This is a genomic window from Amaricoccus sp. (assembly GCF_017993425.1).
GTDB lineage: Bacteria > Pseudomonadota > Alphaproteobacteria > Rhodobacterales > Rhodobacteraceae > Amaricoccus.
This window is the reverse complement of the sequence record NZ_JAGOMQ010000030.1, coordinates 17,933-44,130: the sequence shown is the minus strand read 5'-3', so window position 1 is coordinate 44,130 and position 26,198 is coordinate 17,933. Positions and strand designations below refer to the sequence as shown.

Here is a 26,198-nt window from a genome sequence, read left to right as displayed (position 1 = left end):
CGCCCGCCCGCCCCGGCGCCGCCTGCGATTGCGGCGGCCATGCCCGCGCCAGCCGCGCGCGCCGCCTCGGCGGCGAAGGGGCGGCGCATCCGGGCGAGGAGGAGGCTACGCCGCATCGCTGCGCCTCGGGTTTGCGTGCCGCCCACGCCTGCGCGTCGGCGCGCCGCCTCGGCCCGCGCGAGTAGGAGGCTACGCCGCATCGTTGCGCCCCGCTTGTGCGCCCATGCCCGCGCGCGCCGCCTCGGCTTCGGCCAGCGCGCGGCGCACGCGGGCGGCGCGCGTGAGCGAGGTCGCCACCAGCCCGCCGAGGAGGGCGAGCGTCACGCCGTAGGCGGCGAGGACGGGGATCGCGTAGGCGCCGAGGTCGGGCATCAGGCGGCCCGCGTCTCGAGCGCCTCGAGCGCCCGCAGGCGCCGGGCGCGGATCTCGGTCCGGGTCCGCGTCAGGGTCAGCGCGACGAAGAGCAGGACGAAGCCGGCGATGGCGACGAGGAGGGGGAAGTAGAAGGTGTCGTCGACGTTCTCGCGCGCGTCCATGGAGAGCGACGGCCCCTGGTGCAGGCCCTGGCTCCAGAAGAACACCGCGTAGCGCGACAGGAGCGCGAAGACCGACCCGACGAGGCAGACGATGGCGGCGAGGTCGGCGGCCTTGTCCGGGTCCTCGATCGCCTCCCAGAGCGAGATGTAGCCGACGTAGAAGAGGAAGAGCACGAAGAACGAGGTGAGCCGCGGGTCCCAGACCCACCACGTCCCCCACATCGGCTGGCCCCAGAGCGCGCCGGTGGCGAGCGCGACCAGCGTCATCGTGGCGCCGACCGGCGCCGCGGCGCGGGCGGCCAGCGCCGAGACGTGGTGGCGGCGGATGAACCAGATCAGCGAGGCGACGAGCATCATCAGCCAGGCGTTGATCGCCATCAGCGCCGCGGGGACGTGGATGAACAGGATCTTGACGGTCGCGCCCTGGGCGTAGTCGTCGGGGGTGGCGAAGAAGCCCCAGCCGAGGCCGAGCGCCAGCGCGGCGGCGGCGAGCCCCCAGAGCCACGGCATGACCGGCCCGGTCACGCGCATGAACTCGGCCGGATTGGCGTATCTCCAGAGCGACATGGAACGCTTCTAAGCGCGAACCGGCCGCGTCCACAAGGCGCGCCCGGCGCGGCGGGGTCACGCGGCTGCGAGGCTCAGCCGCGGCCGGCGTAGAAGCCCTGGCGGAGGCTCGGCGTCTCGTGCATCGCGCGCGGCGCGGCGATCAGCGTGCGGTCGCCGAGCGAGACCTTGGCCGGGAAGCGCATCGGCAGCGCGGCCCAGCCGTCATGCGCGGACGACCCGGCGGCGGGGTCTTCGGGGTCGCTGACCGTCCAGCCGAACATCGAGGCGAGGAAGATCGGCACGATCAGGGTCTCGCCGGGGCCGACGGGGGGCAGGTCGCCCAGCGCCTCGGTGGAGGTCCAGTTGGCGACGCATTCCTCGTCCATCGCCCAGACGAGGCATTTCTTGCCGGCGTCGAGCGACGCGGCGACGAAGCCGTCATAAGCGTCCATGTAGCCGGCCTCGTTCTCCAGCACCGCGAGGTCGATGGTGAGGCCGGTGAGGATCGTGGGATCGAAGGAGCGCAGCGCGTAGGTTCCGACGAGCAGGGTCTGCTCGGCGCTGTCGCGGCAATCCTGGATCAGGGCGTCACGACGGTCGGCCTCCTCGGGGGTGAAGGCGGCCTCCATCGTCACCTCGTTGCCGTCGCAGAACACCTCGCGCAGCCGGTCGGCCATGGCCGGCGCGTCGTCGAGCCATTTGGGGACGACGATGCGAAGGCCCTGCACCTGCTCCGGCAGGCCTTTCAGGGTCCCGTCGAGACCTTCCTCGCCGACCTCGATCATCAGGTATTCCTCGCCGACCTTGGGCAGCGGCGGCTCGCGGAACCAGCCCTTGACGGTGGCGACGGCGCCCATCGTGCTGGCGAAGAGGCCGAGGAAGAAGGCGACCGCGACGAGGATCGCGGGCGGGGCCCATTTGGCGGGCTCCTTTTTCGGGGCGTCAGGAGGGACCGAACTCATGATTCGGACTCAATGCATGGTGAAAAATGGTGAGGACAGCTTAGCAGGATTCTGGCTTCCGGTCCACGTTCGGGATCGGGCGGGCAGGGATTTGCGCTTCTCTAACAGACCGAACCAAGCCGATTGCCGGCCGACCGAGGCGGGCTCGGCCCGCGAGGCCACGGCGCGACAAGCGAAAGCATGGCTTTCGCCGCGCCAACGGCTGGAGCTCGGTGGCGCGGAAGCCGTGAGGGGCGCAGATTTCTGCGGAAGCGCGCAATCCGTCCGTGAGCGCCCCGGCGAGCGCGGCGACGCGCTCGCCCTCGGAGGGCGATCGCGGACGGATTTGACGCGGGTCGAATCCGTCTGGCGTCGCCGGGGCGCGCCGCTCCAACCCGATCGCTCCGGCGCAGTGGTCCCCGAGGATCGGGCTGCGAGCGTGCGCGGGGCGTGCGGCCCCGCTGGTCGCCGACGGGCGGGGCGGCTAGGGTCGCTCCATGCCCGAGCCCCGATTCATCCATCTCCGCGTCCGCTCCGTCTATTCGCTGCTCGAGGGCGCGATCCAGATCGGCGACCTCGTCAAGCTCGCCAAGGCCGACGGGGCGCCGGCGATGGCGCTGACCGACCGGGGCAACCTGTTCGGGGCGCTGGAATTTTCGGAATACGCCGCCAAGGCGGGGGTGCAGCCGATCGTCGGCTGCGACCTTGCGCTCGCGTTCGCGGCGCCCGCGCATCCCGGCGACCGGCCGCCGGCGGCGCGGCCGGTCCTGCTGCTGGCGCAGTCGGAGGCGGGGTTTCGCAACCTGATGGCGCTCTCGTCGGCGGCCTACCTCGCGCCCGTGCCGGAGATCGACCTCGACCTGCTCGCCGGCCATGCCGAGGGGCTGATCTGCCTGACCGGCGGGGCGGAGGGGCCGCTCGGGGCGATGCTGCGTGAGGGCCAGCCGGCGAAGGCGCGGGCGCTGGCCGAGCGGCTGGCGGCGATCTTCCCGGGGCGGCTCTATGTCGAGATCCAGCGGCACCCGGAGAACGACGCCCCGCGGACCCCGGCCGAGGCGGCGACGGAGCCGGGGCTGGTCGGGCTCGCCTACGACCTCGACCTGCCGCTGGTCGCGACGAACGACGTGCATTTCGCCGCGCCGGGGATGTACGAGGCCCACGACGCCTTCCTCTGCATCGCCGAGGGGGCCTATGTCGACCAGCAGCAGCCGCGGCGGCGGCTGACGCCGGAGCACTGGCTGAAGCCGGCGGCGGCCATGGCCGAGCTCTTCGCCGACCTGCCGGAGGCGGCGGAGAACAGTGTGGAGATCGCGCGGCGCTGCGCCTTCCGGCCGCGGAAGCACAAGCCGATCCTGCCGCGCTTCGCCGAGGACGAGGTCGAGGAGCTGAAGCGGCAGGCGCGGGAGGGGCTGGAGGCGCGGCTCGCGGTCATCCCGCATTCGGTGACGCCGGAGGCCTATCGCGAGCGGCTGGAGTTCGAGCTCGGGGTGATCGAGGGGATGGGCTTCCCCGGGTATTTCCTGATCGTCGCCGACTTCATCAAGTGGGCGAAGGCGCACGACATTCCGGTGGGGCCGGGGCGCGGGTCGGGGGCGGGGAGCCTCGTCGCCTATGCGCTGACGATCACCGATCTGGACCCGCTGCGGTACGGGCTGCTGTTCGAGCGGTTCCTGAACCCCGAGCGCATCTCGATGCCGGACTTCGACATCGACTTCTGCATGGACCGGCGCGAGGAGGTGATCGCCTACGTGCAGGGGCGCTACGGGCGCGACCGGGTGGCGCAGATCATCACCTTCGGGGCGCTGCTGTCGAAGGCGGCGGTGCGGGACGTGGGGCGGGTGCTGCAGATGCCCTACGGGCAGGTGGACCGGCTGTCGAAGATGATCCCGCTCGACGGGGTGAAGCCGGTCTCGGTGACCAAGGCGCTGGCGGACGAGCCACGGCTGATGGAGGAGGCGCGGCGGGAGCCGCAGGTGAAGCGGCTCCTCGACATCGCCGCGCAGGTGGAGGGGCTGCTGCGCAACGCCTCGACCCATGCGGCGGGGGTGGTGATCGGCGACCGGCCGCTCGTCGAGCTGGTGCCGCTCTATCGCGACCCGCGCTCGGAGACGCCGGCGACGCAGTACAACATGAAATGGGTCGAGCAGGCCGGGCTGGTGAAGTTCGACTTCCTCGGGCTGAAGACGCTGACGGTGATCCAGAACGCGCTGGACTTGCTGAGGCGGCGCGGGGTGGCGGTCGACATCGGGGCGATCCCGCTCGACGACGAGAAGACCTATGCGCTCTATGCCTCGGCGCAGACGGTGGCGGTGTTCCAGGTGGAAAGCGCGGGGATGCGCGACGCGCTGCGCCAGCTGAAGCCGACCTGCATCGAGGACATCATCGCGCTGGTGGCGCTCTACCGGCCGGGGCCGATGGAGAACATCCCGAAGTTCTGCAACGTCAAGAACGGCCGGGAGCCGCGGGAGGGGCTGCATCCGTCGATCGACGGGGTCCTCGACGAGACGCAAGGGATCATCGTCTACCAGGAGCAGGTGATGGAGATCGCCCGCAAGATGGCGGGCTATTCCCTCGGCGGCGCGGACCTGTTGCGGCGCGCGATGGGCAAGAAGATCCAGGCGGAGATGGACGCGCAGAAGCCGCTGTTCATCGACGGGGCGAAGGCGAACGGGGTGCCGAAGGCGAAGGCGGAGGAGGTTTGGAACCTGCTCGACAAGTTCGCCAACTACGGGTTCAACAAGAGCCACGCTGCGGCCTATGCGGTGGTGAGCTACCAGACGGCGTGGCTGAAGGCGAATTATCCGGTCGAGTTCATGGCCGCGGTGATGAACTGCGACATCCACCTGACCGACAAGCTCGGGGCCTACAAGCAGGAATGCGACCGGCTGGGGATCCGGATGCGGCCGCCCTGCGTCAACCGCTCGGCGGCGACCTTCGCGGTGGAGGACGGCGCGATCCTCTATGCGCTGGGCGCGCTGAAGGGGGTGGGGGTCGAGGCGATGCGGCTGATCGTGGCGGCGCGCGGGGCGGGGCCGTTCACCGGGCTCTTCGACTTCGCGGCGCGGGTCGACCTGCGGCGGATCGGCAAGAAGGCGATGGAGATGCTGGCGCGCTCCGGGGCGCTGGACGCGCTGGATTCCAACCGGCGCAAGGCCTTCGAGAGCATCGAGGCGCTGATGGCCTATTCGGGGGCGGCGCATGACGAGCGGAGCTCGGCGCAGGTGAGCCTCTTCGGCGAGGCGACGGCGACGCTGGCGCCGCCGCGGTTGCCGTCGCCGGACGACTGGCCGCCGGTGGAGCGGCTGACGCAGGAGCACGGGGCGGTCGGGTTCTACCTCTCCGGGCATCCGCTCGACGATTATCGGGCGCGGCTGTCGCGGATGGGCGTGCTGAGCTACGCCGAGCTGGCGCGCAAGGCCGCGGAGACCGGCGCGACGATGGGGCGGATCGCCGGGACGATCGCGGCGGTGGATTTGCGCAAGTCGGCGCGGGGGGCGCGGTTCGCCTTCGTGCGGCTGAGCGATCCGACGGGGCTCTTCGAGGCGCGGATGTTCTCGGACGTGCTCGATCCGGCGCGCGACCTGCTGGCGCCGGGGGCGAGCGTGCTCCTTGCCGTCGAGGCGACCTGCGACGGCGAGGACGTGCGGATGCAGGCGAAGGCGGTGCAGGCGATCGACGCGGCGGTCGCGGGCGCGGTGCCGGCGGGGCTCAGGGTCTTCGTCAACGACCCCGGCGCCGCGCCCTCGCTCGCGGCGCGCCTCGCCGCCGCCCGCGCGGCGGGCGCGCCGGCGCGGGGGCCGATCCGGCTGGTGCTGCTCGCGCCGGACCTGCCGGACGTCGAGATCGAGATGGACCTGCCGGATCCGTTCCCGATCACCCCGCAGGTCGTCGGCGCCCTGCGGCACGTCCCCGGCGTCGTCCACGTCGAGGATTGCTGAGGGTTAAATATCGCCGCGCAAGTGTGCGGGAAGATGGGGTGAATTCGCTCGCCTCTGTCAGCCTTCCCGGCTGGCGGCGCTGAACTCGATGCCCGTGGCGGCGCGGATCATGTCGAGGGTGGTCATGGCGTCGAGGGTGGCCTGGAGGGGGCGGCAGGGGGTCTCGGTCATGCCGGCGGCGATGCGGCGGGCGACCTCGGCGGCCTCGTAGTAGAGGCCCTCGAAATGGCGGCCGGGGGGCTCTTCGTAGCGGAAGATCGTGGCGCCGTCGGGGGAGCGGAGCTCGAAGGGGCCGGGGAGGTTGAACTCGCTGCCGAAACGCAGGGTTCCGCCGGAGCCGACGATGACGGCGTTGGTGGGGGTGAAGCCGTAGAGGCTGGTGGACATGACGCCCTGGGCGCCGGAGGCGGTGGTCAGGATGACGGAGAGCTGGCCGTGGACGCCGCTGGGGTCGGGTTGGGCGACGCCGATGACGGATTGCGGGACGCCGAGGAGCTTGGTCAGGAGGGAGACGGGGTAGGTCCCGAGGTCGAGGAGGGGGCCGCCGGCAAGGCGGGGGTTGAAGATGCGGTGGCCGCGGGTGAAGTATTCGCCGTATTCGGTGTGGATCGAGCGGATGTCGCCGAGGGTTCCGGCGTCGAAGATTTGTTGCAGGACGTCGAATTTCGGGAGGAAGTAGGTCCAGAGAGCTTCGGCGAGGAAGACGCTCTTTTCGCGGGCGAGCGCGACCATTTCCGCGGCCTGGGCGTGGTCGAGGGCCATCGGCTTCTCGACGAGGACGTGCTTGCCGGCGCGTAGCGCGAGGAGGGCGTGGGCGTGGTGGAGGTTGTGGGGGGTGGCGACGTAGATGACGTCGAGGTCCGGGTCGGCGACGAGCGCCTCGTAGCTGCCGTGGGCGGCGGGGATTTTCCATTCGCGGGCAAAGGCTTCGGCCTTCGACTGCGAGCGGGAGCCGATGGCGGCGATCGCCTGGCGCGTGTGGGCGCGGACGGAGGCGATGAACTGCTCCGCGATCCAGCCGGAGCCGAGGATGCCCCAGCGCAGCGGCGGGGCGTCCATCGGCGGGGGGGACGCGGGAGGCGGGGAGAGCGGTCGGGAAGGTCATGGGCGGGCTCCGTGTCGGGCGGATTCCGGGCGATCGCCGCAAGGGGCGACGATCCCCTTGGGACCACTGGAAAAAGTCGGGCTGGAATGTGGCTGGAATCCGGCTGGAATCCGGCTTGCCGTTTTTTCACGCGCGGTTAACGCGCGGGCAGGGTCCGGGGGTCGGATCACGAGGCCGGTTCCCAGGCGCGGGAGGCGAGGGAGCGCTCCATCGCGTCGATGATGCGCTCGTTGGCGAGGCCGAAGGCGAAGTTCGGGAAGCAGTCGCCGTCGCCGGCGATGCCGTCGATCAGGTCGCGCACCTCGATCACCTTGACGTCGAAGTAGCCGAGGCCGCCGCCGGCGAAGTCGAAGCCGAAGAAGGCGCCGAACTGGGGGACCTGGCTGCCGGCGTAGATCGTCTTGAAGCCGCGGTCGGGCTTGGGGTCGTCGAAGCGGGCGATCTTCAGCTCGTTGAAGCGCTCGCCGTCCATCAGGATCGTGCCCTTGGTGCCGGAGACCTCCCAGTAGACGCCGAAGACCTTGCCGGCGGCGACGCGGCTGGCCTCGATGACGCCGCCGGCGCCGCTGGCGAAGCGCACGAGGGTCTGGATCTGGTCCTCGTTCTCGACCTCGGCGCGGGGGGCGTCGGCGCCGGCCTTCGCGCCGTAGCCGGAGCCGCCCTGCGGGACGGGGCGGGTCGGGAAGAACGTCTGGGCCTGGGCGATGGCGCTCTCGATGTCGCCCATCAGGTACTGGGCGACGGAGATGACGTGGCTGCCGAGGTCGCCGAGGGCGCCGGAGCCGGCCTGCTGGCGGCTGCACCGCCACGAGAAGGGCAGGTCGGGGTCGTTGAAGAAGCCCTGGTCGAACCAGCCGCGGAAGCGCATCGGTGTGCCGATATCGCCGCGGTCGATCAGCTGCTTCGCCAGCATCGCGGCCGGGGTCTTGATGTTGTTGAAGGCGACCATGGTCTTGACGCCGGCCTTGCGGGCGGCGGCCTCCATCTCCTCGGCCTCGGCGAGGGTCACGGCGAGCGGCTTCTCGCAGTAGACGTGCTTGCCGGCGGCGATGGCGGCGAGGGCCATCTCGCGGTGCATGGCGTTCGGCGAGGTGATGTCGACGACGTCGACCTCCGGGTCGCTCACCAGCGCCCGCCAGTCGCCGGTGCTGCGCTCGAAGCCGAAGCGCGCGGCGGCGTCGGCGGCCAGCGCGTCGGTCGCGTCGGCGAGCATGTAGAGGTGCGGGGTGGCGGGGAGGTCGCGGTAGAGCGTGGCGGCGCGGCGGAAGGCGTCGGCATGGGCCTGGCCCATGAAGCCGGAGCCGATGAGGCCGATGTTGAGCGTGCGGGTCATGCGGGGCTCGCGATGCTGGCGAAGGTGGAGAGGACGTGGGCGCGGGCGCGGGTCACGGCGGGGAGCGGGGGGGCGACGGCGGGGTCCTGCTCGGCCTCGACGACGAGCCAGCCGCGGTAGCCGGAGGCGGCCACGAAGCGGGCGAGGGGGGCGAAGTCGACGGCGCCGTCGCCGGGGATTGTGAACATGCCGGCGCGGACGGCGTCGTTGAAGCTGCGGTCGCCGGCGCGGACGGCGGCCCGGCGGTTGGGGCGGACGTCCTTGAGGTGGATGTGGACGATGCGGTCGCCGAAGCGGTCGATCAGGCGGGCGTAGTCGAAGCCCGCGGCGACGGCGTGGCCGGTGTCGAGGAGGAGGCCGAGCTCGGGGCCGGCGGCGTCGATGAGCGCGGAGACCTCGTCGAAGGTCTCGGCGACCATCATCAGGTGGTGGTGGTAGGCGGGGACGAGGCCGTAGTCGCCGGCGAGGCGCTTGCCGAACTCGGTCAGGCGGGCGGCGTAGGCGGGGACGTCGGCGGCGGGCATCAGCCGGCGGCGCGACATGGGGGCGTCGAGGGGGGCGCCGGGGGCCATCATCGCCGTCTCGCCGTAGACCATCGTCGTGCAGCCGAGGGCGCGGAGGAGGCCGGCATGGGGGGCGATGGCCGCCATCTCGGCGGCGACGCCGCGCCCGGCGAGCTCGCCCGACCACCAGCCGGAGGCGAGGGCGAGGCCGCGCGCGTCGAGGAGGGGGCGGAGCGTGGCCGCGTCGCGGGGGAACTTGCGGCCGAGCTCGACGCCGGCGTAGCCGGCGGCGGCGGCGTCGTCGAGGCAGGTGGCGAGCGGGATGTCGGCGCCGAGGTCCTCGAGCACGTCGTTCGCCCAGGAGAGCGGGCTGACGGCGAGGCGGACGCCGGCGGGGAGGGCGGTGGGGTCGGTCACGGGGGGGCCTCCTCGGAGCGGACGGGTCACGGGCGGGATCGGCCGGCGCCGGCGGGCCGGCGGGGGCCGACCAGTCGGTCGGGCGGCCGTGACCGGACGCGGGTCTCACGCGTGATATTCTGGTCAAGCCGCTGGAATTCAACCATGATTGTCGGGCCATCAAACCTTTGTTCGCGAAGGTTAATGCGGCGTCTCAGCTTGGCCGCCAGTCGGGGGTCAGGGTCACGGGGGCGCCGGTCTGCATGGCGACGATGGCGGCCTCGGCGAGGCGCTGGGCCTCGAGGCCGTCGGCGATGCCGGCGAGGGGCGGGGCGCCGGTGGCGAGGAGGTCGGCGAAGGCGGCCATCTCGGCGTGGTAGGCGCCGGCGAACCGCTCGATGAAGTAGCTCTCCGGGGGCGCGGTGCGGAAGCCGGCGGCGTCGCCGATGCGGATCGTGGTGGCGGGGCGGTTGTCGACGTAGAGCGCCTCGCGGGCGCAGATCGCCTCCAGCCGCTGGTCGTAGCCGAAGGGGGCGCGGCGGCAGTTGACCATCTGGACGAAGCGGCCGGAGGCGGAGGTGAGCGTGACCATCGCGGTGTCGATGTCGCCGGCGGCGCCGATCTCCGGGTCGATCAGGCAGGCGCCGACCGCGAAGACGCTGCGGATCTCCTCGCCGAGCAGGTAGCGGGCCATGTCGAAGTCGTGGATCGCCTGGTCGCGGAACATGCCGCCCGAGCGCTCGACGTAAGTCCGCAGCGGCGGGGCGGGGTCGCGGGTGTGCATGACGACGTGCTCGAGCGCGCCGGAAGCGCCGCTGGCGATGCGGTCGCGCACGGCGCGGAAGTCGGGGTCGTAGCGGCGCTGGAAGCCGAGCATGCAGGGGATGCCCGAGGCCGCGACGCGGGCGGCGACCCGCTCGACGGCGGCGAAGTCGAGGCTGACCGGCTTCTCGCAGAACACCGCCTTGCCGGCGGCGGCGGCGCGCTCGAGGAGGTCGGCGTGGGTGTCGGTGGAGCTGGCGATGACGACGCCCGCGATGGCCGGGTCGGCGAAGACGGCGCCCGCCTCGACCACCGCGGCGCCGAGGCGGGCGGCGAGGTCGTCGCGGCCGGCGCCGGCGCCCGGGTCGACGAGGTAGCGCACCCGCAGCGAGGGCTGCGCGGCGGCGTTGAGCGCGTGGACGCGGCCGATGCGGCCGGCGCCGAAGACGGCGATGTCGGTCATGGTTCCTCCCTCCGGCCCGCGTTGCGGATGCGTCCGGCTTGCGGGGAGGATATGCCGGGGCTATCCGGCGAGGAACGGCGGCCTTGAGGAGATCTCATCAGGGATGGCGAAGGCGACGGCGCGGGACGTGGCGGCGGCGGCGGGGGTGTCGCCGGCGACGGTCGACCGGGTGCTGAACGGCCGGGGCGGCGTGGCGCCGGAGAAGGAGCGGCGGGTGCTCGAGGCGGCGCGGCGGCTGCGGCTCGACCGGGCGCTCGACCAGCGCGCGGCGCGGACGCTGCGGGTGGCGGTCTTGATCCAGCCGCGGGAGAACCCGTTCCATGCCGCGGTGCAGGCGGCGTTCGAGGCGGCGAACCGCGATTTCCCGCATCTCAACATGCAGTTCCGGATCAGCCACATCGCCCCGGCCGAGCCGGCGCGGACGGCGCGGGCGATCGCGGCGCTGGCGCCGGAGCATGACGCGCTGGTGCTGTGCAGCGCGCAGGACGACGGGATCGCGGCGGCGGTGGCGCGGGTGACGGCGGAGGGGAAGCCGGTGATCGCGCTGGCGACCGACATCCGCGGCGGCGGCGCGCGCACCTATGTCGGGCCGGACAACCGGCAGGCGGGGCGGGTGGCGGGCGACCTGATGGGGCGGCTGCTGGGGCCCGGGGGCGGCGAGGTGGTGATGATCGCCGGGATGCTGAGCATGGCGGGCCACGAGGAGCGCGAGACGGGGTTCCGCGCCGTGCTCGGCGCGCGCTATCCGCGGGTGCGGCTGCTGGAGGTGCTGCAGAGCCTGGAGCAGGGGCGGCGGGCGGGCGATCTGGTCTTCGCGGCGCTGAAGGCGCATCCGGGGATCGCGGGGGTCTACAACGCCTCCGCCGGGGCGCAGCCGGTGGTGGACGCGATCCGGGCGGCGGGGCGGAGCGGCGTGGTCTTCGTGACGCACGAGCTGACGGAGGAGCGGCGGCAGCTGCTGCGCGAGGGGCGGATCGACGCGATCATCGACCAGAACCCGGAGCTGGAGGTGCGGACGGCGGTCGAGGTGATCGCGGCGCATTTCGGCCGGCTCGACGCGCCGCCGCCGGCGACGGTGACGCCGGTGCGGATATACATGAGGGAGAACTGCTGAGGGGTCAGGGGAGGGACACGGTGCGTCCCGTCGTGGCGCTCTCGGGGGGCGGTGACGGAGAAGAGAATGTGACGCACCGAGCGGGCGAGGCGCGCGCCGGGGTCATTCCTCCGGCACGTTCTCGCGCAGCTCCTCCAGCCACAGCGCGGCGGTCGCGTCGGAGGGGGCGCGCCAGTCGCCGCGGGGGGAGAGGGCGCCGGCGGCGGAGACCTTGGGGCCGTTCGGGATCGCCGAGCGCTTGAACTGGCTGATCTCGAAGAAGCGGAACAGGAACGCCTCCAGCCACTTGCGGATCGTCGCGAGGTCGTAGGCGTGGCGCGCCTCCTCGGGGAAGCCGATCGGCCAGAGGCCCTTGCCGGCGTCGGACCAGGCGTGCAGCGCGAGGAAGGCGACCTTGGACGGCGCCTGTCCGTAGCGCAGGATGTGGTAGAGGAAGAAGTCGTGCAGCTCGTAGGGGCCGATCTTGGCCTCGGTGCTCTGGATCGGCTCGCCCTCCGCCACGGGGATCAGCTCGGGCGAGATCTCGGTGCCGAGGATCGCCTCCAGCACGGCGTCGGTCTCGGGGTCGAACTGGTTCGAAGCGACCGCCCAGCGGATCAGGTATTGGATCAGCGTCTTCGGCACGCCGGCGTTGACCGCGTAGTGGCTCATCTGGTCGCCGACGCCGTAGGTGCACCAGCCGAGCGCCAGCTCGGAGAGGTCGCCGGTGCCGATCACGAAGCCGCGGCGCTGGTTGGCGAGGCGGAAGAGGTAGTCGGTGCGGAGCCCGGCCTGCACGTTCTCGAAGGTGACGTCGTAGGCGGGCGTCCCCTCGGCGAAGGGGTGACCCATGTCGCGCAGCATCTGCAGCGCCGCGGGGCGGATGTCGATCTCCGCGCCGGTGACCCCGAGCGCCCGCATCAGCCGCCAGGCGTTGCCCTTGGTCGCCTCGCCGGTGGCGAAGCCCGGCATGGTGAAGCCGAGGATCGTCGAGCGCGGCAGGCCGAGGCGGTCGCAGACCTTGGCGGCGACGATCAGCGCGTGGGTGCTGTCGAGGCCGCCCGAGACGCCGATGACCATGTGATCGCCGCTCGTCGCCTCGAAGCGCCGGCGCAGGCCGTCGACCTGGATGTTGAAGGCCTCAAAGCAGTCCTGGTCCAGCCGCTCGCGGCGGTTCGGCACGAAGGGGAAGCGGCGGAGCTTGCGGATCAGCCCGATGTCGCCTTGGTCGGGGCGGTGGGCGAAGCGCACGCGGCGGAAGGGGCGCCAGGTCAGCGCGCCGGCGGCGTCGTTGAAGGTGCCGGTGCGCATCCGCTCGGCGAGGATGCGGCCGGTGTCGACGTCGGCGACGGCGAGCTGCGGCTCGCGAGGGAAGCGGTCCGATTCGGCGAGGAGCTCGCCCAGCTCGTAGACGGCGCCCTGGCCGTCCCAGGCGAGGTCGGTGGTGCTCTCGCCCGGGCCGGCGGCGGAGTAGGCGTAGGCGGCCATCGCCCGCGCCGACTGCGAGGCGCAGAGCAGGTGGCGCTCGTCGGCCTTGCCGATGGTGATGTTCGAGGCGGAGAGGTTGGCGAGGATCGTCGCGCCGTCGAGCGCGGCGAGCGTCGAGGGCGGGACGGCGGACCAGAAGTCCTCGCAGATCTCGACGTGGAAGACGAAGCCGGGCAGGTCGTCGGCCTCGAAGATCAGGTCGGACCCGAAGGGGGCGTCGCGCCCCGCGACGCGGATCGTCGCGCCGGCGACGTCGCGGCCGTGGGCGAACCAGCGCTTCTCGTAATACTCGCGGTAGTTCGGCAGGTAGCTCTTGGGCGTCACCCCGAGGATCTCGCCGCGCGCGATCGCCACCGCGGCGTTGTAGAGCCGCCCCTCGTGGCGGAGCGGCGCGCCGAGGAGCAGCACCGGCGCGAGGTCGGCGCTCGCCGCGCGGATCGCCTCGAGCGCCGCCTCCACCGCGTCGAGGAGCGCGGTCTGCATCAGGAGGTCGTCGATCGCGTAGGACGAGACGCAGAGCTCGGGGAACACCGCGAGGTCCACGCGCGCGGCGTCGGCGCGGCGCGCCTCGGCGAGGATGGCGTCGCGGTTGAAGGCGACGTCGGCCGTCCGCACCCCCGGCATGCTGGCCGCCACCCGGACGAAGCCATGCCGGTGCATGGACCGGAACCCCTCGCCGCGCCGCCTCGTCATGCCCGTCCTCGTCAAGCCTGTCTTCGTCAAGACCGTCTCGCCCCCGCTTCCCCTGCGCGCCACAGCTCGGCCACGTCGGCCGTCTCGCCGACCTCCACGTGCTGGCCGTAGCGTTCCGCGAACAGCTCCAGCATCGCGTCGTGGTTCTCGTCCGAGCTGCTGCAGACCGCATCCTGCACCAGCACCGTTCGATAGCCGAGATCGACCGCGCCGAGAACCGTCGCCAGCACGCACATGTCGGTCTCGCCGCCGGTGACGACCAGCGTGTCGCAGCCGCGCATCTGGAGGCGGCTGCGCAGGTCGGGTCCCCACCAGGGCGAGTAGACCGCCTTGTCGAGCGTCTCCGCCGGCGGCGCGAAGCGGGCGAGCTCCGGCATCAGGCCGGCCATGTCCTCGCCGAGCGCCTCCAGCGTCATCGACGCCCAGCGTCGGTAGTAGCTCCGCCAGGCGCCCTGTCCCTCGCCGGGGCGCCGGGCCGGGACGAAGCGGGTGAAGATGGTGCGTTCCGGACCGAGCTCGCAGAGGCGCACGATCTGCGGCAGCACGCGGGGCATCCATTCGAGCCCCCATTCCGCGCCCGGCGCGAAGAGGAGCTGCATGTCGATGCAGAGATGCGTCGTCGTGGCGGGCAGCGCCTCGTCGCGCAGGGTAGGCTTCCGCGCCATGGCTAGCGGCCCGTGCTGGCGTGCGGGGCCGTCACGCGCTTCGATTCCGGCGAGCCGCGAAAGCGCAGCACGATCGAGAGGACCACGAGGACGGCGGTGGAAAGGAACTCCGACTGCCAGTTCTGGAACGACTCGAACCAGAACCCGGCGTCGAGGAGGCGCCGGACCGCCGTGGGCGGCGCGGCGCCGTGGAGGGCCGCGTCGGCGACGGCGGCGCGGCAGCTCCCCCAGAGATGCAGCAGGAACGCGGCGACGAAGAGCGCGCCGAGGGCGATGCCGAGGGAACAGGCGTAGAGGAATCCGCCGATGCCGCGGGGCCGCGGCTCCTTCGTCTCGCCCGCGTCCGGGTCGCGCGATTCGGCCGAGCCCTTCTGGAGCAGGAAGGCCGTCAGCATCACGTAGGCGGCCATCTGCAGGAACTCGCTCTCCCAGTTCTCGAACACCGCCGAGACGAAGTCGCCGCTCGCGAGGTAGGCGAGGAGCCCGGTGGGGAGCGCGCCATGGCGCAGGAGGAAATCGTCATGCGCCTTCCACCCGGCGAGCGCCATGCCGACGATGGCCCCGCCGAAGAGGAGGCCGAGCGCGAGCGTCAGCCCGTTCTCGCGCAGCGCCCTCGCGGTGCCGCTCGCGGGGTCTCGGAGCTCAGCCATTGGGGTCTCCCCTCTTTAGCACCGGAGAACGTGGGGGTCTGCCGGCGGTTCCCCCGAGGCGGCGGCCGCGGGGCGGAAGGCTTTGCGGGGGGCGGGCGGCACGGCTCGAAACCCGGAGCGCTCCCGAACGTTGAACGGACTTCCACAGCGTGAGGAGCACTGCCATGACGCCGGCCGACACTTCCAGGACGGACGAGATCGCCCGGGTCGCCCATGCGGTCCGGGACGCCGAGGGCCGGCCCGATGGCCGCGACCACGACCACTGGATGCGGGCGAAGCAGATCGTGGAGGAGGGCAGGGGCGGCGAGTACGCCGGGGCGGACGAGGGGGACCCGTCGCACGCGGCGCGCGCCGTGCAGCCCGGGTTCGAGGACGCGGCCCCCGGCATGGTCCCTGGCATGAAGCGTGATCCCGCTCCCGAGCTGAAGGAGGACGCGGGCGGCCGCTTCGCGCAGCAGCTCGCCGACCTGCCCGAGGGCTAGCGAATTCACACTTCTCCTCCAGCCGCCATGGACCGAACGATATGAAGCCGATAGCCGACCGACCGACGCGGGCTCCGCCCGCGAGGCTGCGGCGCGACAAGCGAAAGCACGGCTTTCGCCGCGCCGACGACCGGAGCGCGTTGGCGCGGAGGTCGTCAGGGGCGAAAGATTTCCCCGTCGCGCGCAATCCGTCCGTGATCGCCCCGGCGATCGCGGAATCGCGCTCGCCCCCCGAGGGGCGATCGCGGACGGATTTGCCACGGGTCAAATCCGTCGGGCGTCAGTGTCGCGACCCATTCCTCCCGATCCGTGGCTTCAGCCGGGATGTGTGAATGCCGTAGGCCCGAGGGGGGGGCCGGGGAGCCGGCGGCCGCGGCGCCGGGGAAGCGGGCCGGGGCGTCGCGGACCCCGGCGAAGAAGGCGATGGGGCAGGGGGTCGAAGGATGCGGGTCGAAGGATGCGGACTACGTTCGCCCCGCCGGCCGCAAGGAGATGGACCTGCCGCCGTCGAAGTGGACGAAGACCGACGAGGAGGCCGACGAGTCGTTTCCGGCCTCCGATCCTCCCGGAAACTATTTAGGGAAAGCGCCCGGGCCAGAGGAGGCCCGGGCCCAGAGCGGCTGGCGGCCGCGCGGAACCTTCCTCCCGGCCCGCCGACTTGTCTGCTGCGGCAGATGAAGGAACTCGAAGCTCGGGAACTTCGGTCGCAGCTGCACGTGGCCGAGCAGCCGCCGCCCCTGCTGCATCCGAGCATGGCGCACTATCACAGCAGGGTCGACGAGCTGTACGCGGCGCTCGACGGCGAGTCCGACGCCGAACGGATGGAAGCCGTGGAAGTTCTGCGCTCGCTTGTTAAGGAAATCGTGCTGACGCCCGAGGGTGAGCAGTTGCAGATCGATGTTCGGGCGATCTGGCGGGAATCCTCGCGTCTCGGCGGAAAGCAAACGGCCCGCCTTGGGGCGGGCCGATCGCAATTTTGAGATGGTTGCGGGGCAGGGGATCAGCGGTTTCTACAAATGCTCGCCGTCGCCTGACCGTCCCGCGGGCGCTGCGGCGTTGAACCGAGCCGGTGGCAGACGAACGGCGCTCATCTCGACATCATCTCCAGCGGCCAGATCACGATCTGCGGAAAGAGCACCAGCAACACGAGAACGGTGAGCTGGGCGATCATGAACGGAACCACCCCCTTGATGACGCCGGTCATCGGGGCCCGCGCCACGCCGCAGACGACGTTGAGCACGGTCCCGACCGGGGGCGTCACCAGTCCGATCGCGTTGTTCATGATGAACAGCACCCCGAAGTAGACCGGATCGATCCCGGCCTGCTGCACGACGGGCATCAGGACCGGAGTCAGGACCAGCACCGTCGGCGTGAAGTCCATCGCGGTGCCGACGATGAAGACGATCAGCATCAGCACGGCCATCAGCAGGATCTTGTTGTCCATGAACGGCTCGACCATCGCAGCCAGCTGCTGCGGAATGGCTGCGGTCGTGATCAGCCACGCCGAGACGCCGGCGGCCGCGACGAGGAACATGACCACGGCCGTCGTCTCGGCCGCGCGATACATCAGGCCGAACAGGTCGGATATCTTGATCTCGCGGTAGACGAAGACGCCGATCAGCAGGGAGTAGACGGCCGCGATCACCGCCGCCTCGGTCGGGGTGAAGGCGCCGGCCTTCAGTCCGCCGATCACGACGACGGGCATCACCAGCGCCCACAGGGCCTTGCGGGTCTCGGTCAGCCGCTCGGACATGGTGCGCGTGGGCTCGACGCTGGGGTTGTCGCGCCCGATGCTCCAGCGCCAGGCGAGCATGATGGCGATGCCCATCAGGATGCCCGGAACGATCCCGGCGAGGAAGAGCTTGGTGATCGAGACCCCGCCCGCGACGCCGAAGATGATCATCCCGACCGAGGGCGGCAGCACCGGCGCGATGACGCCGCCGCAGGCGATCAGCCCGCAGGACCGGTTGATGTCGTAGCCGGCGTTGCGCATCAGCGGCACCAGCACCGAGGCGAGCGCCGCCGCGTCGGCCACGGCCGAGCCCGAGAGCGAGGCCATGACGATCGCGGCCATGACCGCGACGTAGCCGAGCCCGCCGCGGACATGGCCGATCCAGGCCATCGCCATCGTGATGATGCGCCGCGTCATCCCGCCGGCGTTCATCAACTCGCCGGCGAGCATGAAGAAGGGCACGGCGAGGAGCGGGAAGCTGTTGGCGCCGTCCCACATGTTCTGGATGACGATCTGAGGATCGAAGATGCCCATGTAGAGCATCATGGCCAGGCCGCAGCCGATCAGCGCGAAAGCCACCGGCATGCCGAGGGCCATGAGGCCGAGAAGCGATCCTATGAAGACGAAGATGATCATCAGCGCTTCTCCTCCTGCGCCTGGGTCGAGCGCGCCGCGTCCAGGGCTTCGTCCATGCCTTCCTCGAGAACCTCGATCAGCTCGTCGTCGCGGATGTCCCCCATGGCCAGCCGGACGAGATTGGACACGCAGATCAGCGCGATCGCCGCGCCGGTGACGTAGCTGACGCCGAAGACCCACAGCATGCTGATCTCGGCGACCGGGGATTGCGTCATCTTCAGGATGTCGTGCTGCATCCACGTGCCGTAGAAGATGACGAGCGCGCAGATCAGGATGACGACCTGGCTGATCGTCCAGCATATCTTGCGCCCTGCGATCGGGAGCGCCTGGACGATGATGTCGACGCCGAGGTGGTTGCGGCGGTAGAGGCCGATGATGCCCCCGAGGAAAGTCATCCACACGAAGGCGAATCTGGGAAGCTCTTCCGAGATGTCTATTCCGGTATTGAAGAGCATACGCAGCATGACGTTCCCGAACACCATGACAAGCATTACGGCCATGCAGAGGACGAGAAGTATTTCGATCATGCGGTAAAAGCCGCTGACACCTGCATCTATGAGTGCGCGCATCGTTCGATCCTTCAGAGCAGCTTGGCCAAGCGGTGTCCGCCATCCGGACTATGGCGCTGCGTCGATTACAGGAGCGGTATGAGAGCTTCGGGAACGGGTCGGCGATCCTCGCCGACCCGTTCCTGTATTGCGTGGCTCAGTTCTTGTTCGCGGCGATCTCGGCGTAGAACCGTTCGACGAAGTCTCTCCCGATGACGTCGATGTTCTCGGTCACCACCGGCTCGATGGCGGCGCGGACCGCCTCGATGTCGGCCGGCTGCATCACGGTCGTCTCCATGCCCTCGGCTTCGAGCTTGCCGAGCGCCTCGGCGGCGTCGCGGTCCTCGGCCTCGCGCTGGAAGGTCCGGGTCTTCTCGGCCGCGGACTGGACGGCGGCCTGCTGCTCCGGCGTCAGCGAGTCCCAGAACTTGCTCGACGCGACCAGAGCGACCGGCGTGTAGACGTGGTTGGTGACGGTCAGGTACTCCTGCACCTCGTACATATTGTTCGCGTACATATCGACGAACGGATGCTCGTAGCCGTCCAGCGCCTTGGTCTCGAGCGCGGTGTAGACCTCGGTGAAGGCCATCGGCACGGCGTTCATGCCGAGCGCCTTGAAGCTCGCCAGCGCCATCGGGCTCTGCATGACCCGGACCTTCAGCCCTTCCATGTCGGCGAGCGTCGCCACGGGATGCTGGCTGTTCGACAGGTTGCGCATGGCGCCGCCGGACCAGACGAGGCCGTGCATGCGCATGTCCGAGAGGCTGGCGAGAAGATCCGTCCCCGCCGGGCCGTCGAGCACCGCCGCCGCCTGCTCCTCGTTCTCGAACAGGAAGGGGATATCGAAGATCTGGAGCTCTTTCTTGTGCGTGGCGATCGGCGCAAGCGATCCCATGTAGAAGTCGATCGTGCCGGACTGGAGCGCGATCAGCATCTTCTCTTCGGATCCGAGCGCGGCGTTGCCGAACACCGTCACCGTGACGCTGCCGTTCGTGGCCTTCTCGACCTCCTCGGCGAAGAACTTCACGGCCGCGGCGCGCGGATGGCTGTCGGCGAAACTGTGGCCGAGCTTCGCCACCTTGACGTCCTGCGCCGCGGTCGGGCTGACCGGAGCCACCCAGAGCGCGAACGCGGCGCAGATGGCGCCCAGCATCGTCCTTCGCGACACGGGCCAACTCCAGCCCTGCCCGAGATCGCTCGATCGGCGCTCTATCCCCAGTTTCGTCATCGCATCCTCCTTCGGGTGACTTCTTCGAGTTGTCATTGGTCGTCTCCGCCGCGCAGCGCCCGCAGCGCCGCCAGGTCCACGAGAGCGCCGTGCGACTGCACCACGCGCGCCGCCGTTCGGTGCCCGTTGCGCGTCGCCTCGACGGGAGCGGCCCCGGCGAGGCGGGCGGCGAGATATCCGGCGTTGAAGCTGTCGCCCGCACCCGTCGTATCGAGGGGGTTGGCCACCTCGATCGCAGGGATGCCGACCGCCTCCTCGCCCAAGCACACGAGGGCGGGATCCGCTCCGTTCTTCACCACCACCTCCGATACGCCGTAGCCGGCGATGCGGGCAGCGCAGGCCTCGATAGAGGCATCGTCGAACAGGTCCCGTTCGTCGGGGAAGGTCGGCAGCGCCACGGTCGCGACACGGCAGCCCGCCTCGATCTCGGCGCGGAGCTCCGCTTGATCGGCCCACAGGGCCGGCCGGATGTTGGGATCGAAGGCGACCATTCCGCCGCGCCCGCGCACCGCGTCGAGCGCCGTGAGCAACGTCCGCCGGTGCTCGGGCGTCAGGATCGCAAGGGTGATCCCCGAGAAATAGACGCAGTCCGCGTCCTCCAGCGCCCGGGTCAGGGCGGCTCTGTCCTCGGCGAGCAACCGGGCGGCGGACGTGTCGCGCCAGTAGGCGAACGACCGCTCGTGGCCATCGAGGGTGATCATGTAGAGCCCGACCGTGCGGCCGGTCACCCGTCGGGCCACCGGCTCGATGCCGGCGCCCTCGATGAAGCGCAGGAGGTCATCGGAGAGCGGGTCGCTGCCCGCTCCCGTCACGTAGCGTACCCGGATCGCCCCCGGATCGGTCAGCCCCCGCAGCGTCCAGGCCGTGTTGAACGTATCCCCCGCAAAGCCCCGACGATAGAGGCCGTCGCCGGCAGAGCTCAGCTCGACCATGCATTCGCCAATACTCGCGAAGACCGGCATCGGTTTTCCTCTTGTTGGCGCTCAGAAAGAAAGTTGAACCTTCATGGCGACGCTCCGATCGTTGGCGGTCTCGAAGGCTTCGACCGCCTGCTCGAAGGGAATGGTGTGGGTGAGCACCGGCCTCACGTCGACGAGCCCCTGGCCCATCAGGGCGACGGCGAGCTCGAACTCCTCGTGGAAGCGGAACGAGCCGCGGATCTGCAGCTCCTTGGTGATGATCGCATTGATCGGCAGCGCGAAGTCGCCCCCGAGGCCGAGTTGCACGACGACGCCGCCCGGCCGCACCACCGGCAGCGCCCCGCGCAGCGCCGCCTGACTGCCGGACGCCTCGAAGTGCACGTCGAAGACCCCCTTGCCGGCGGCGTAGGGCGCCAGCGCTTCCGGGTCCGCGGCGAGGTCGAGCGTGGTGGTGGCGCCCACGCGCTCGGCGATCGAGAGGGCGAAGGGGTCGAGGTCGGTCACGACGATCTCGCGGGCGCCGCCGAGCCGGGCCGCGACCACGACCAGGTTGCCGATCGGACCCGCGCCGGTGATCAGCACCCGCCTGCCGATCAGCGGCCCGGCGATCCGCGCCGCATGCAGGCAGACCGCCAGCGGCTCGGCCATCGCGGCCTCGCCGAAGGAGAGCGCGTCGGCGATCGGCACGGCCTGGGCGGCCTCGACCGTCAGGCTCTGGCGGAACCCGCCCTGATCGTGGGGCATTCGCATGGCGCTGCCGATGAAGTGCATGTCGAGGCACTGGTTCTGCCTGCCCGCCTGGCAATAGATGCAGCGGCCGCAGGCGCGGCTGGGGTTGACGGCGACCCGCATCCCGGGGGCGAGTCCTTCGACGCCTGCCCCAACCTCGGCGATCGTGCCGGCGATCTCGTGGCCGAGCGCCATCGGCTCGCGGATGCGGATCGAAGCCGTGCCGCCGTGGTTGTAGTAGTGCAGGTCCGAGCCGCAGATCCCGCCGGCCCGGATCGCCACCCGGACCTGGCCCGGACCCGGGGCCTCCTCGGCGACCGGCTCGATCCGCAGGTCCTTCGGGGCATGGAGGATGACGCCGCGCATGAGGTGCTTTCCGTGTGAGGGATCAGAGGACCGAGATCATCCCGCCGTCGACGTAGATGATCTGGCCGTTGACGTAGTCCGACGCCGGGGAGGCGAGGTAGACGGCGGTGCCGGCCAGCTCCTCGGGCTTGCCCCAGCGCCGGGCCGGGGTGCGGCCCTTGACCCAGGCGTCGAACTCGGGGTTCGCGATCAGCGCCTCGTTCATGTCGGTCAGCATGTAGCCGGGGCCGATGGCGTTCGCCTGGATGCCGTGCCCGCCCCACTCGGCGGCCATCGCCTTGGTCAGCATCTTGATGCCGCCCTTGGCCACCGTGTAGGGCGCGACCGTCGCCCGGGCGAGCTCGCTGGTCAGCGAGCCGATGTTGATGACCTTGCCGCGCCCGCGCGGGATCATCCGGCGCGCCGCCTCGCGGCCGACGACGAAGGCGCTGGTCAGGTTGGTGTCGATCACCCGCTGCCAGTCGGCGGTGTCGAGGTCGACCATCGGCCGGCGAAACTGGGTGCCCGCGTTGTTGACCAGGATGTCGATCGCGACGCCCCCGGCGTCGAGCGCGGCGAATGCGGCCACGACTGCCGCCTCGTCGGTAACGTCGAAGCAGGCGGTGCGCACGTCGAGGCCCTCGGCGCGCAGCGTGGCGGCGGTGTCCGCGAGGCGGGTGGCGTCGACGCCGTTCAGCACCAGCGCCGCGCCGGCCTGCGCCAGACCGCGGGCGATGGCGAGGCCGAGGCCGCGGGAGGAGCCGGTGACGAGCGCGGTGCGCCCGGCGAGGCCGAAGGGAGTGTCGGACATGGGCTTCCTCAGAGGCTGGAAAGACGGGTGGTCAGGTCGGGGCGCTCGAAGACCTGCGGCAGCAGCTCGGTGCCGAGGCCCGGACCCTCCATCGGCAGGACGCAGCCGTTCTCGATGCGCGGCAGCTCGGTGACGAGCTCCTTGTACCAGCCGGTGTAGAAGGCACGCACCGACTCCTGGATCAGGGTGTTGGGCTGCGACAGCGAGGAATGCACCGCCGCGACGTAGGCCACCGGCCCGGTGCAGTCGTGGGGTGCATAGGGGCGGTGGTAGGTGTCGGCCAGCGCGGCGATCTTGCGGCCCTCGGTGAGGCCGCCGGTCCAGACGAGATCGGTCATGACCACGCCGATGGCGCCGGCCTCGAGCATGTCCTTGTAGGGGAAGCGCGAGCCGAGCGTCTCGGAGGCGCAGATCGGAACGGAGGTCGAGGCTGCGAGCTCGGCCAGCGCCGTGACCGAGTTCATGCGGATCGGATCTTCGTACCAGGTCGGATCGTAGTCCTCGAGGACACGGGCGATCCGCTTCGCGGTGGTCAGGTTCCACAGGCTGTGGAACTCCACCATGATCTGCATCCGGTCGCCGACCGCCTTGCGGATCTTCTCGAAGGGCTCGACCGCGCGCTTCATCTGCTCGGCGGTGATGAAGCGGCCGTCGTTCTCGATCGCGGGCGGGTCGAAGGGCCAGATCTTCATCGCCGAGATGCCCTGCCCGAGCAGGCTCTCGGCCAGCGCGCCGGCGTCGGTCATGAAGCCCTGGAGGTCTTCGTAGGGGCCGTCGGCCGCGCCGAAGTTCCAGGTGTCGACCGGCTTGATCTTGTTCGAGCGCACGTAGCCGTAGCCGGCGCAGGTGTTGTAGACCGGCACGCGATCGTGGCAGAGGCCGCCGAGCATCTGATGGACCGGCTGGCCGCAGACCTTGCCGAAGATGTCCCAGAGGGCGAGATCGATCGCCGAGGCCGCGCGGTACTCTGCGCCAGTGGAGGACTGCGCCATCGGCAGGTTCACGAGCTCGCGCGAATGTGCCTCGATCCGCAGCGGATCGCGACCGAGCAGCCGGCCGGCCAGAACGTCGTGAATGTGCGCCTCGACGGCGCCGGCGCCGTAGAAGGTCTCGCCGAGACCGACGACGCCGGCGTCGGTCTCGACATGAACCCAGAGGACGTTGGAAAATTCTTCCGTACGGAAGGTCCGGATCGCGGTGATCTTCATTGCTGTCCCCATGGGTCGCGCCGGCCGGTCTGGCCAATCATGGCGTTGCTGCAAATATGAAATTTCACGACATGCCTTGAAGCACGCCCCGTCGCATGTTCTTCTTCCCGAAGCGCATGGGGTCGGAAAGGGATACTGTGGCAAGGAAGACGGCGACGCTCGACGTGGTGCAGGAAGCGCCCCCGCCGCGGCGCAACCAGACGAACCTGGTCGAGCAGGCCTACGAGCAGCTCGAGAGCCTGATCATCGTCTGCGAGCTCAAGCCGGGCAGCGTGATGTCGATTCAGGACCTGCAGCGCATCGCCGGGTCGAGCCGGACGCCGGTGCACCAGGCGGTCAACCGGCTGGCGGCCGACACGCTGCTGACGGTCCAGCCTCGCCAGGGCATCCGCATCGCGCCGATCGATCTCGCGCGCGAGCGGCTGCTGCTGCAGCTCAGGCGCGACCTCGAGCGCTTCGTGCTGGCGCTGGTCATCGAGCGCTCCACCGGCACGTATCGCAGCCAGATGACGCACATCGCCCGCGCGCTGCGCGAGCGCCGCGAGACCATGACGATCGGCGAGTTCAACACGTTCGACCGCCGCATCGACAAGGTCCTGCTCCTGGCCGCGGGCGAGCCGTTCCTCGAGCATACGCTTCGGCCGCTGCACACGATCTTCCGGCGCATCGGCTGGATCCACCACCAGCACGTCGGTGGCGAGGCCAGCTTGTTCGGCACCATCGACTGCCACATCGCGGTTCTCGACGCCGTGGTGAACCGCCGGGTCCCGCAGGCGCTCGAAGCGTCTGACGGACTCATCACCTTTGTCGACGGCATGTTCGACGCCATCGAGCGCGAGGTCGATCCGGCGCTGCTCGACAGCAGCCTGGAGCCGCTTCCCGGGATCTGACCCAGCCGTCGCAATCATGGCCGAAGCCGCTCGCCGCCGGGCGCGAAGGCGACGGCCTGGGCGAGGTCCGGCCGCAGGCCGACCTTGTCGCCGAGGGCGAGCTCGCTGTAGCCCGAGACGGTGACCATCACCGCGTCCATGTCGCCGTCTGCCGCATGGGCGGTGCGCGCGCCGTCGAGACGGGCAGCGATGACAGACTCGGCGCCGACGTGCTCGACCATGGTCACCGTGCCCGGGATCGTCCCTTCGAGGTCGGGCGCAGTGATCGCGATCGCGTTCGGCCGGACGCCGAGCAGCACGTCCGGGCCGCCGGAGCGGATGGCGGCGGCGAGCGGGCCGGCCAGCGGCAGGCGCCGGCTTCCGACGACGCCCTCGTCACCCTCGACCCGCATTTCGATGAGGTTCATCGGCGGGGTTCCGATGAACCGCGCGACGTAGGTGTTGGCCGGGTCGGTGTAGATCTCGCGGGCGGTGCCGAACTGCTGGATGATCCCGTCGCGCATCAGCGCGATCTTGGTGCCCATCGTCATCGCCTCGACCTGATCGTGGGTGACGTAGACGAAGGTGCCGCCGATCTCCTGGTGCAGGCGCGAGATCTCTGAGCGCATGGTGGTGCGCAGCTTGGCGTCGAGGTTGGAGAGCGGCTCGTCCATCAGGAAGACTTCGGGCTGGCGCACCATCGCCCGCCCGAGCGCCACCCGCTGCCTCTGCCCGCCGGAGAGGGTGCGCGGGAAGCGGTCGAGCATCTCGGTCAGCGACAGGATGCGCGCCGTCCTCTCGACGCGGTCGGCGATCTCGGGGGTCCCTTCGATCCGGCGCTTGGCCATGCCGCCGATGACCGGGATGTGGTACCACCACTTGAACCGCTTCATCAGCAGCGGGAAGGTCATGTTCCGCCGCACCGTCAGATGTGGATAGAGCGCGTAGGACTGGAACACGAAGGCCATGTCCCGCTCGCTCGGCGGAAGCTGGTCGACCCGCCGGTCGCCGAGATGGATCTCGCCGCTGGTGATGGTCTCCAGCCCCGCGAGCATCCGCAGCAGCGTGGACTTGCCGCAGCCCGAGGGTCCGAGCAGGACCAGGAAATCGCCATCCTCGACGTTCAGGTCGATGTTCTTGATGACTTCCCTGGCGGCGAAGTGCTTGGCGACCTGGCGAAGCGTGATGGATGTCATGGTGGTTTTCCCGATCAACCTTTGACGCTGCCGGCGGTCATGCCGGAGACGACGTGGCGCTGGACGAGGAGGTAGAAGAAGACCGCCGGCAGCGTGTACATGACGCCCACGGTCATCACGGCGTGGATGGGGGTGGAGAGCTCGCCCACGAAGCTCGCCAGCCCGACCGAGGCGGTGCGCAGGCTCTCGCTGCTGACCAGGGTCTGGGCGAAGACGTATTCGTTCCAGCCGTGGAAGAAGGCGATCACCGAGGCGGCGGCGAGCGTCGGCGCGATCAACGGGATGACGGTGGCGAGCACGATGTCGATGCGCGAGCAGCCGTCCATCCGCGCCGCCTCCTCGACCTCGATCGGCACGCCGTCGATGGCGCCCTTGAGGA

At 70.6% G+C, this 26,198-nt stretch carries 24 protein-coding genes; 5 read left to right on the top strand and 19 right to left on the bottom strand.

Annotated features, from left to right (window positions below):
- Positions 1–189 precede the first annotated feature (189 nt).
- The 3 genes from ccmD to KBB57_RS14410 all read right to left on the bottom strand — a co-directional run bounded on the left by ccmD (position 190) and on the right by KBB57_RS14410 (position 2,047).
- Positions 190–375, bottom strand: coding sequence for a heme exporter protein CcmD (ccmD, locus tag KBB57_RS14420; RefSeq protein ID WP_290751529.1), 186 nt, complete (start codon positions 373–375; stop codon positions 190–192).
- Positions 372–1,103: a heme ABC transporter permease gene (locus tag KBB57_RS14415; protein ID WP_290751503.1), complete on the bottom strand. Its 732-nt coding sequence runs from the start codon at positions 1,101–1,103 to the stop codon at positions 372–374. Before KBB57_RS14415 ends, ccmD begins: the two co-directional genes overlap by 4 nt.
- 74 nt (positions 1,104–1,177) lie before the next feature.
- Positions 1,178–2,047, bottom strand: a complete 870-nt coding sequence (locus tag KBB57_RS14410) for a hypothetical protein (protein ID WP_290751500.1) — start codon at positions 2,045–2,047, stop codon at positions 1,178–1,180.
- Positions 2,048–2,523: 476 nt separating this feature from the next.
- On the opposite strand from KBB57_RS14410, the gene dnaE reads away from it, so the two are divergent.
- The gene (gene dnaE, locus KBB57_RS14405; RefSeq protein WP_290751497.1) at positions 2,524–5,964 is read left to right on the top strand and encodes a DNA polymerase III subunit alpha; all 3,441 of its coding nucleotides are present in this window, start codon (positions 2,524–2,526) and stop codon (positions 5,962–5,964) included.
- Between the two features lie 57 nt (positions 5,965–6,021).
- Here dnaE and KBB57_RS14400 read toward each other — a convergent pair whose 3' ends face one another.
- The 4 genes from KBB57_RS14400 to iolG form a co-directional block, all read right to left on the bottom strand.
- A complete protein-coding gene (locus tag KBB57_RS14400; RefSeq protein ID WP_290751494.1) occupies positions 6,022–7,023 on the bottom strand; it encodes a Gfo/Idh/MocA family oxidoreductase in 1,002 nt (333 codons plus the stop codon).
- A gap of 212 nt (positions 7,024–7,235) precedes the next feature.
- Positions 7,236–8,402: a Gfo/Idh/MocA family oxidoreductase gene (locus KBB57_RS14395; RefSeq protein WP_290751491.1), complete on the bottom strand. Its 1,167-nt coding sequence runs from the start codon at positions 8,400–8,402 to the stop codon at positions 7,236–7,238.
- A complete protein-coding gene (gene iolE, locus KBB57_RS14390) occupies positions 8,399–9,322 on the bottom strand; it encodes a myo-inosose-2 dehydratase (protein ID WP_290751488.1) in 924 nt (307 codons plus the stop codon). Before iolE ends, KBB57_RS14395 begins: the two co-directional genes overlap by 4 nt.
- A 193-nt stretch (positions 9,323–9,515) precedes the next feature.
- Positions 9,516–10,526 carry an inositol 2-dehydrogenase gene (iolG, locus tag KBB57_RS14385; protein WP_290751485.1) on the bottom strand — a complete coding sequence of 337 codons (1,011 nt, stop codon included), beginning with the start codon at positions 10,524–10,526 and terminating at the stop codon, positions 9,516–9,518.
- Between the two features lie 103 nt (positions 10,527–10,629).
- Here iolG and KBB57_RS14380 point away from each other — a divergent pair, with 103 nt between their 5' ends.
- Positions 10,630–11,640, top strand: coding sequence for a LacI family DNA-binding transcriptional regulator (locus KBB57_RS14380; protein WP_290751483.1), 1,011 nt, complete (start codon positions 10,630–10,632; stop codon positions 11,638–11,640).
- Between the two features lie 102 nt (positions 11,641–11,742).
- On the opposite strand, the gene KBB57_RS14375 is transcribed toward KBB57_RS14380, so the two are convergent.
- From KBB57_RS14375 to KBB57_RS14365, 3 genes are read right to left on the bottom strand one after another with little or no spacing between them, the layout of a single operon-like run.
- Complete coding sequence (locus KBB57_RS14375; RefSeq protein WP_290751481.1) at positions 11,743–13,800, bottom strand: NAD(+) synthase; 2,058 nt, start codon at positions 13,798–13,800, stop codon at positions 11,743–11,745.
- Positions 13,801–13,826: 26 nt separating this feature from the next.
- Positions 13,827–14,465, bottom strand: coding sequence for a cysteine hydrolase family protein (locus KBB57_RS14370; protein WP_290751478.1), 639 nt, complete (start codon positions 14,463–14,465; stop codon positions 13,827–13,829).
- Positions 14,466–14,467: 2 nt separating this feature from the next.
- The gene (locus tag KBB57_RS14365; RefSeq protein ID WP_290751476.1) at positions 14,468–15,115 is read right to left on the bottom strand and encodes a DUF6766 family protein; all 648 of its coding nucleotides are present in this window, start codon (positions 15,113–15,115) and stop codon (positions 14,468–14,470) included.
- 164 nt (positions 15,116–15,279) lie between these two features.
- On the opposite strand from KBB57_RS14365, the gene KBB57_RS14360 reads away from it, so the two are divergent.
- Positions 15,280–15,597, top strand: a complete 318-nt coding sequence (locus KBB57_RS14360; RefSeq protein ID WP_290751474.1) for a DUF2934 domain-containing protein — start codon at positions 15,280–15,282, stop codon at positions 15,595–15,597.
- Positions 15,598–16,271: 674 nt separating this feature from the next.
- Positions 16,272–16,577 (top strand): hypothetical protein, encoded by a 306-nt coding sequence (locus tag KBB57_RS14355; RefSeq protein ID WP_290751470.1) that lies wholly within the window; start codon positions 16,272–16,274, stop codon positions 16,575–16,577.
- A gap of 107 nt (positions 16,578–16,684) precedes the next feature.
- On the opposite strand, the gene KBB57_RS14350 is transcribed toward KBB57_RS14355, so the two are convergent.
- The 7 genes from KBB57_RS14350 to KBB57_RS14320 form a co-directional block, all read right to left on the bottom strand.
- Positions 16,685–17,965: a TRAP transporter large permease gene (locus tag KBB57_RS14350; protein ID WP_290751468.1), complete on the bottom strand. Its 1,281-nt coding sequence runs from the start codon at positions 17,963–17,965 to the stop codon at positions 16,685–16,687.
- The gene (locus KBB57_RS14345; RefSeq protein ID WP_290751465.1) at positions 17,965–18,492 is read right to left on the bottom strand and encodes a TRAP transporter small permease; all 528 of its coding nucleotides are present in this window, start codon (positions 18,490–18,492) and stop codon (positions 17,965–17,967) included. The genes KBB57_RS14350 and KBB57_RS14345 overlap by 1 nt, the downstream gene beginning before the upstream one ends.
- A gap of 178 nt (positions 18,493–18,670) precedes the next feature.
- The gene (locus tag KBB57_RS14340; RefSeq protein WP_290751462.1) at positions 18,671–19,741 is read right to left on the bottom strand and encodes a DctP family TRAP transporter solute-binding subunit; all 1,071 of its coding nucleotides are present in this window, start codon (positions 19,739–19,741) and stop codon (positions 18,671–18,673) included.
- Positions 19,742–19,773: 32 nt separating this feature from the next.
- The gene (locus KBB57_RS14335) at positions 19,774–20,703 is read right to left on the bottom strand and encodes a sugar kinase (RefSeq protein WP_290751459.1); all 930 of its coding nucleotides are present in this window, start codon (positions 20,701–20,703) and stop codon (positions 19,774–19,776) included.
- A gap of 21 nt (positions 20,704–20,724) precedes the next feature.
- Entirely contained in the window at positions 20,725–21,756 is a 1,032-nt protein-coding gene (locus KBB57_RS14330) for an L-idonate 5-dehydrogenase (RefSeq protein ID WP_290751456.1), read from the bottom strand.
- A 22-nt stretch (positions 21,757–21,778) separates the two neighbouring features.
- Entirely contained in the window at positions 21,779–22,546 is a 768-nt protein-coding gene (locus KBB57_RS14325) for an SDR family oxidoreductase (RefSeq protein WP_290751454.1), read from the bottom strand.
- An 8-nt stretch (positions 22,547–22,554) separates the two neighbouring features.
- The gene (locus tag KBB57_RS14320) at positions 22,555–23,754 is read right to left on the bottom strand and encodes a mandelate racemase/muconate lactonizing enzyme family protein (RefSeq protein WP_290751452.1); all 1,200 of its coding nucleotides are present in this window, start codon (positions 23,752–23,754) and stop codon (positions 22,555–22,557) included.
- A gap of 95 nt (positions 23,755–23,849) precedes the next feature.
- Between KBB57_RS14320 and KBB57_RS14315 the strand changes: the two genes are divergently transcribed.
- A complete protein-coding gene (locus tag KBB57_RS14315; RefSeq protein WP_290751450.1) occupies positions 23,850–24,644 on the top strand; it encodes a GntR family transcriptional regulator in 795 nt (264 codons plus the stop codon).
- A gap of 14 nt (positions 24,645–24,658) precedes the next feature.
- Here KBB57_RS14315 and KBB57_RS14310 read toward each other — a convergent pair whose 3' ends face one another.
- A complete protein-coding gene (locus tag KBB57_RS14310) occupies positions 24,659–25,819 on the bottom strand; it encodes an ABC transporter ATP-binding protein (RefSeq protein ID WP_290751447.1) in 1,161 nt (386 codons plus the stop codon).
- A 14-nt stretch (positions 25,820–25,833) separates the two neighbouring features.
- Entirely contained in the window at positions 25,834–26,184 is a 351-nt protein-coding gene (locus tag KBB57_RS14305; protein WP_290751527.1) for a carbohydrate ABC transporter permease, read from the bottom strand.
- Positions 26,185–26,198: the final 14 nt, after the last annotated feature.

Coding starts and splice junctions, on each gene's coding strand:
- KBB57_RS14415 (WP_290751503.1), bottom strand. CDS start 1,103: ATGTCGCTCTGGAGATACGCCAATCCGGCCGAGTTCATGCGCGTGACC.
- KBB57_RS14410 (WP_290751500.1), bottom strand. CDS start 2,047: ATGAGTTCGGTCCCTCCTGACGCCCCGAAAAAGGAGCCCGCCAAATGG.
- dnaE (WP_290751497.1), top strand. CDS start 2,524: ATGCCCGAGCCCCGATTCATCCATCTCCGCGTCCGCTCCGTCTATTCG.
- KBB57_RS14400 (WP_290751494.1), bottom strand. CDS start 7,023: ATGGACGCCCCGCCGCTGCGCTGGGGCATCCTCGGCTCCGGCTGGATC.
- KBB57_RS14395 (WP_290751491.1), bottom strand. CDS start 8,402: ATGACCCGCACGCTCAACATCGGCCTCATCGGCTCCGGCTTCATGGGC.
- iolG (WP_290751485.1), bottom strand. CDS start 10,526: ATGACCGACATCGCCGTCTTCGGCGCCGGCCGCATCGGCCGCGTCCAC.
- KBB57_RS14380 (WP_290751483.1), top strand. CDS start 10,630: ATGGCGAAGGCGACGGCGCGGGACGTGGCGGCGGCGGCGGGGGTGTCG.
- KBB57_RS14375 (WP_290751481.1), bottom strand. CDS start 13,800: ATGACGAGGCGGCGCGGCGAGGGGTTCCGGTCCATGCACCGGCATGGC.
- KBB57_RS14370 (WP_290751478.1), bottom strand. CDS start 14,465: ATGGCGCGGAAGCCTACCCTGCGCGACGAGGCGCTGCCCGCCACGACG.
- KBB57_RS14365 (WP_290751476.1), bottom strand. CDS start 15,115: ATGGCTGAGCTCCGAGACCCCGCGAGCGGCACCGCGAGGGCGCTGCGC.
- KBB57_RS14360 (WP_290751474.1), top strand. CDS start 15,280: ATGACGCCGGCCGACACTTCCAGGACGGACGAGATCGCCCGGGTCGCC.
- KBB57_RS14355 (WP_290751470.1), top strand. CDS start 16,272: ATGAAGGAACTCGAAGCTCGGGAACTTCGGTCGCAGCTGCACGTGGCC.
- KBB57_RS14350 (WP_290751468.1), bottom strand. CDS start 17,965: ATGATCATCTTCGTCTTCATAGGATCGCTTCTCGGCCTCATGGCCCTC.
- KBB57_RS14345 (WP_290751465.1), bottom strand. CDS start 18,492: ATGATCGAAATACTTCTCGTCCTCTGCATGGCCGTAATGCTTGTCATG.
- KBB57_RS14340 (WP_290751462.1), bottom strand. CDS start 19,741: ATGACGAAACTGGGGATAGAGCGCCGATCGAGCGATCTCGGGCAGGGC.
- KBB57_RS14335 (WP_290751459.1), bottom strand. CDS start 20,703: ATGCCGGTCTTCGCGAGTATTGGCGAATGCATGGTCGAGCTGAGCTCT.
- KBB57_RS14330 (WP_290751456.1), bottom strand. CDS start 21,756: ATGCGCGGCGTCATCCTCCATGCCCCGAAGGACCTGCGGATCGAGCCG.
- KBB57_RS14325 (WP_290751454.1), bottom strand. CDS start 22,546: ATGTCCGACACTCCCTTCGGCCTCGCCGGGCGCACCGCGCTCGTCACC.
- KBB57_RS14320 (WP_290751452.1), bottom strand. CDS start 23,754: ATGAAGATCACCGCGATCCGGACCTTCCGTACGGAAGAATTTTCCAAC.
- KBB57_RS14315 (WP_290751450.1), top strand. CDS start 23,850: ATGTTCTTCTTCCCGAAGCGCATGGGGTCGGAAAGGGATACTGTGGCA.
- KBB57_RS14310 (WP_290751447.1), bottom strand. CDS start 25,819: ATGACATCCATCACGCTTCGCCAGGTCGCCAAGCACTTCGCCGCCAGG.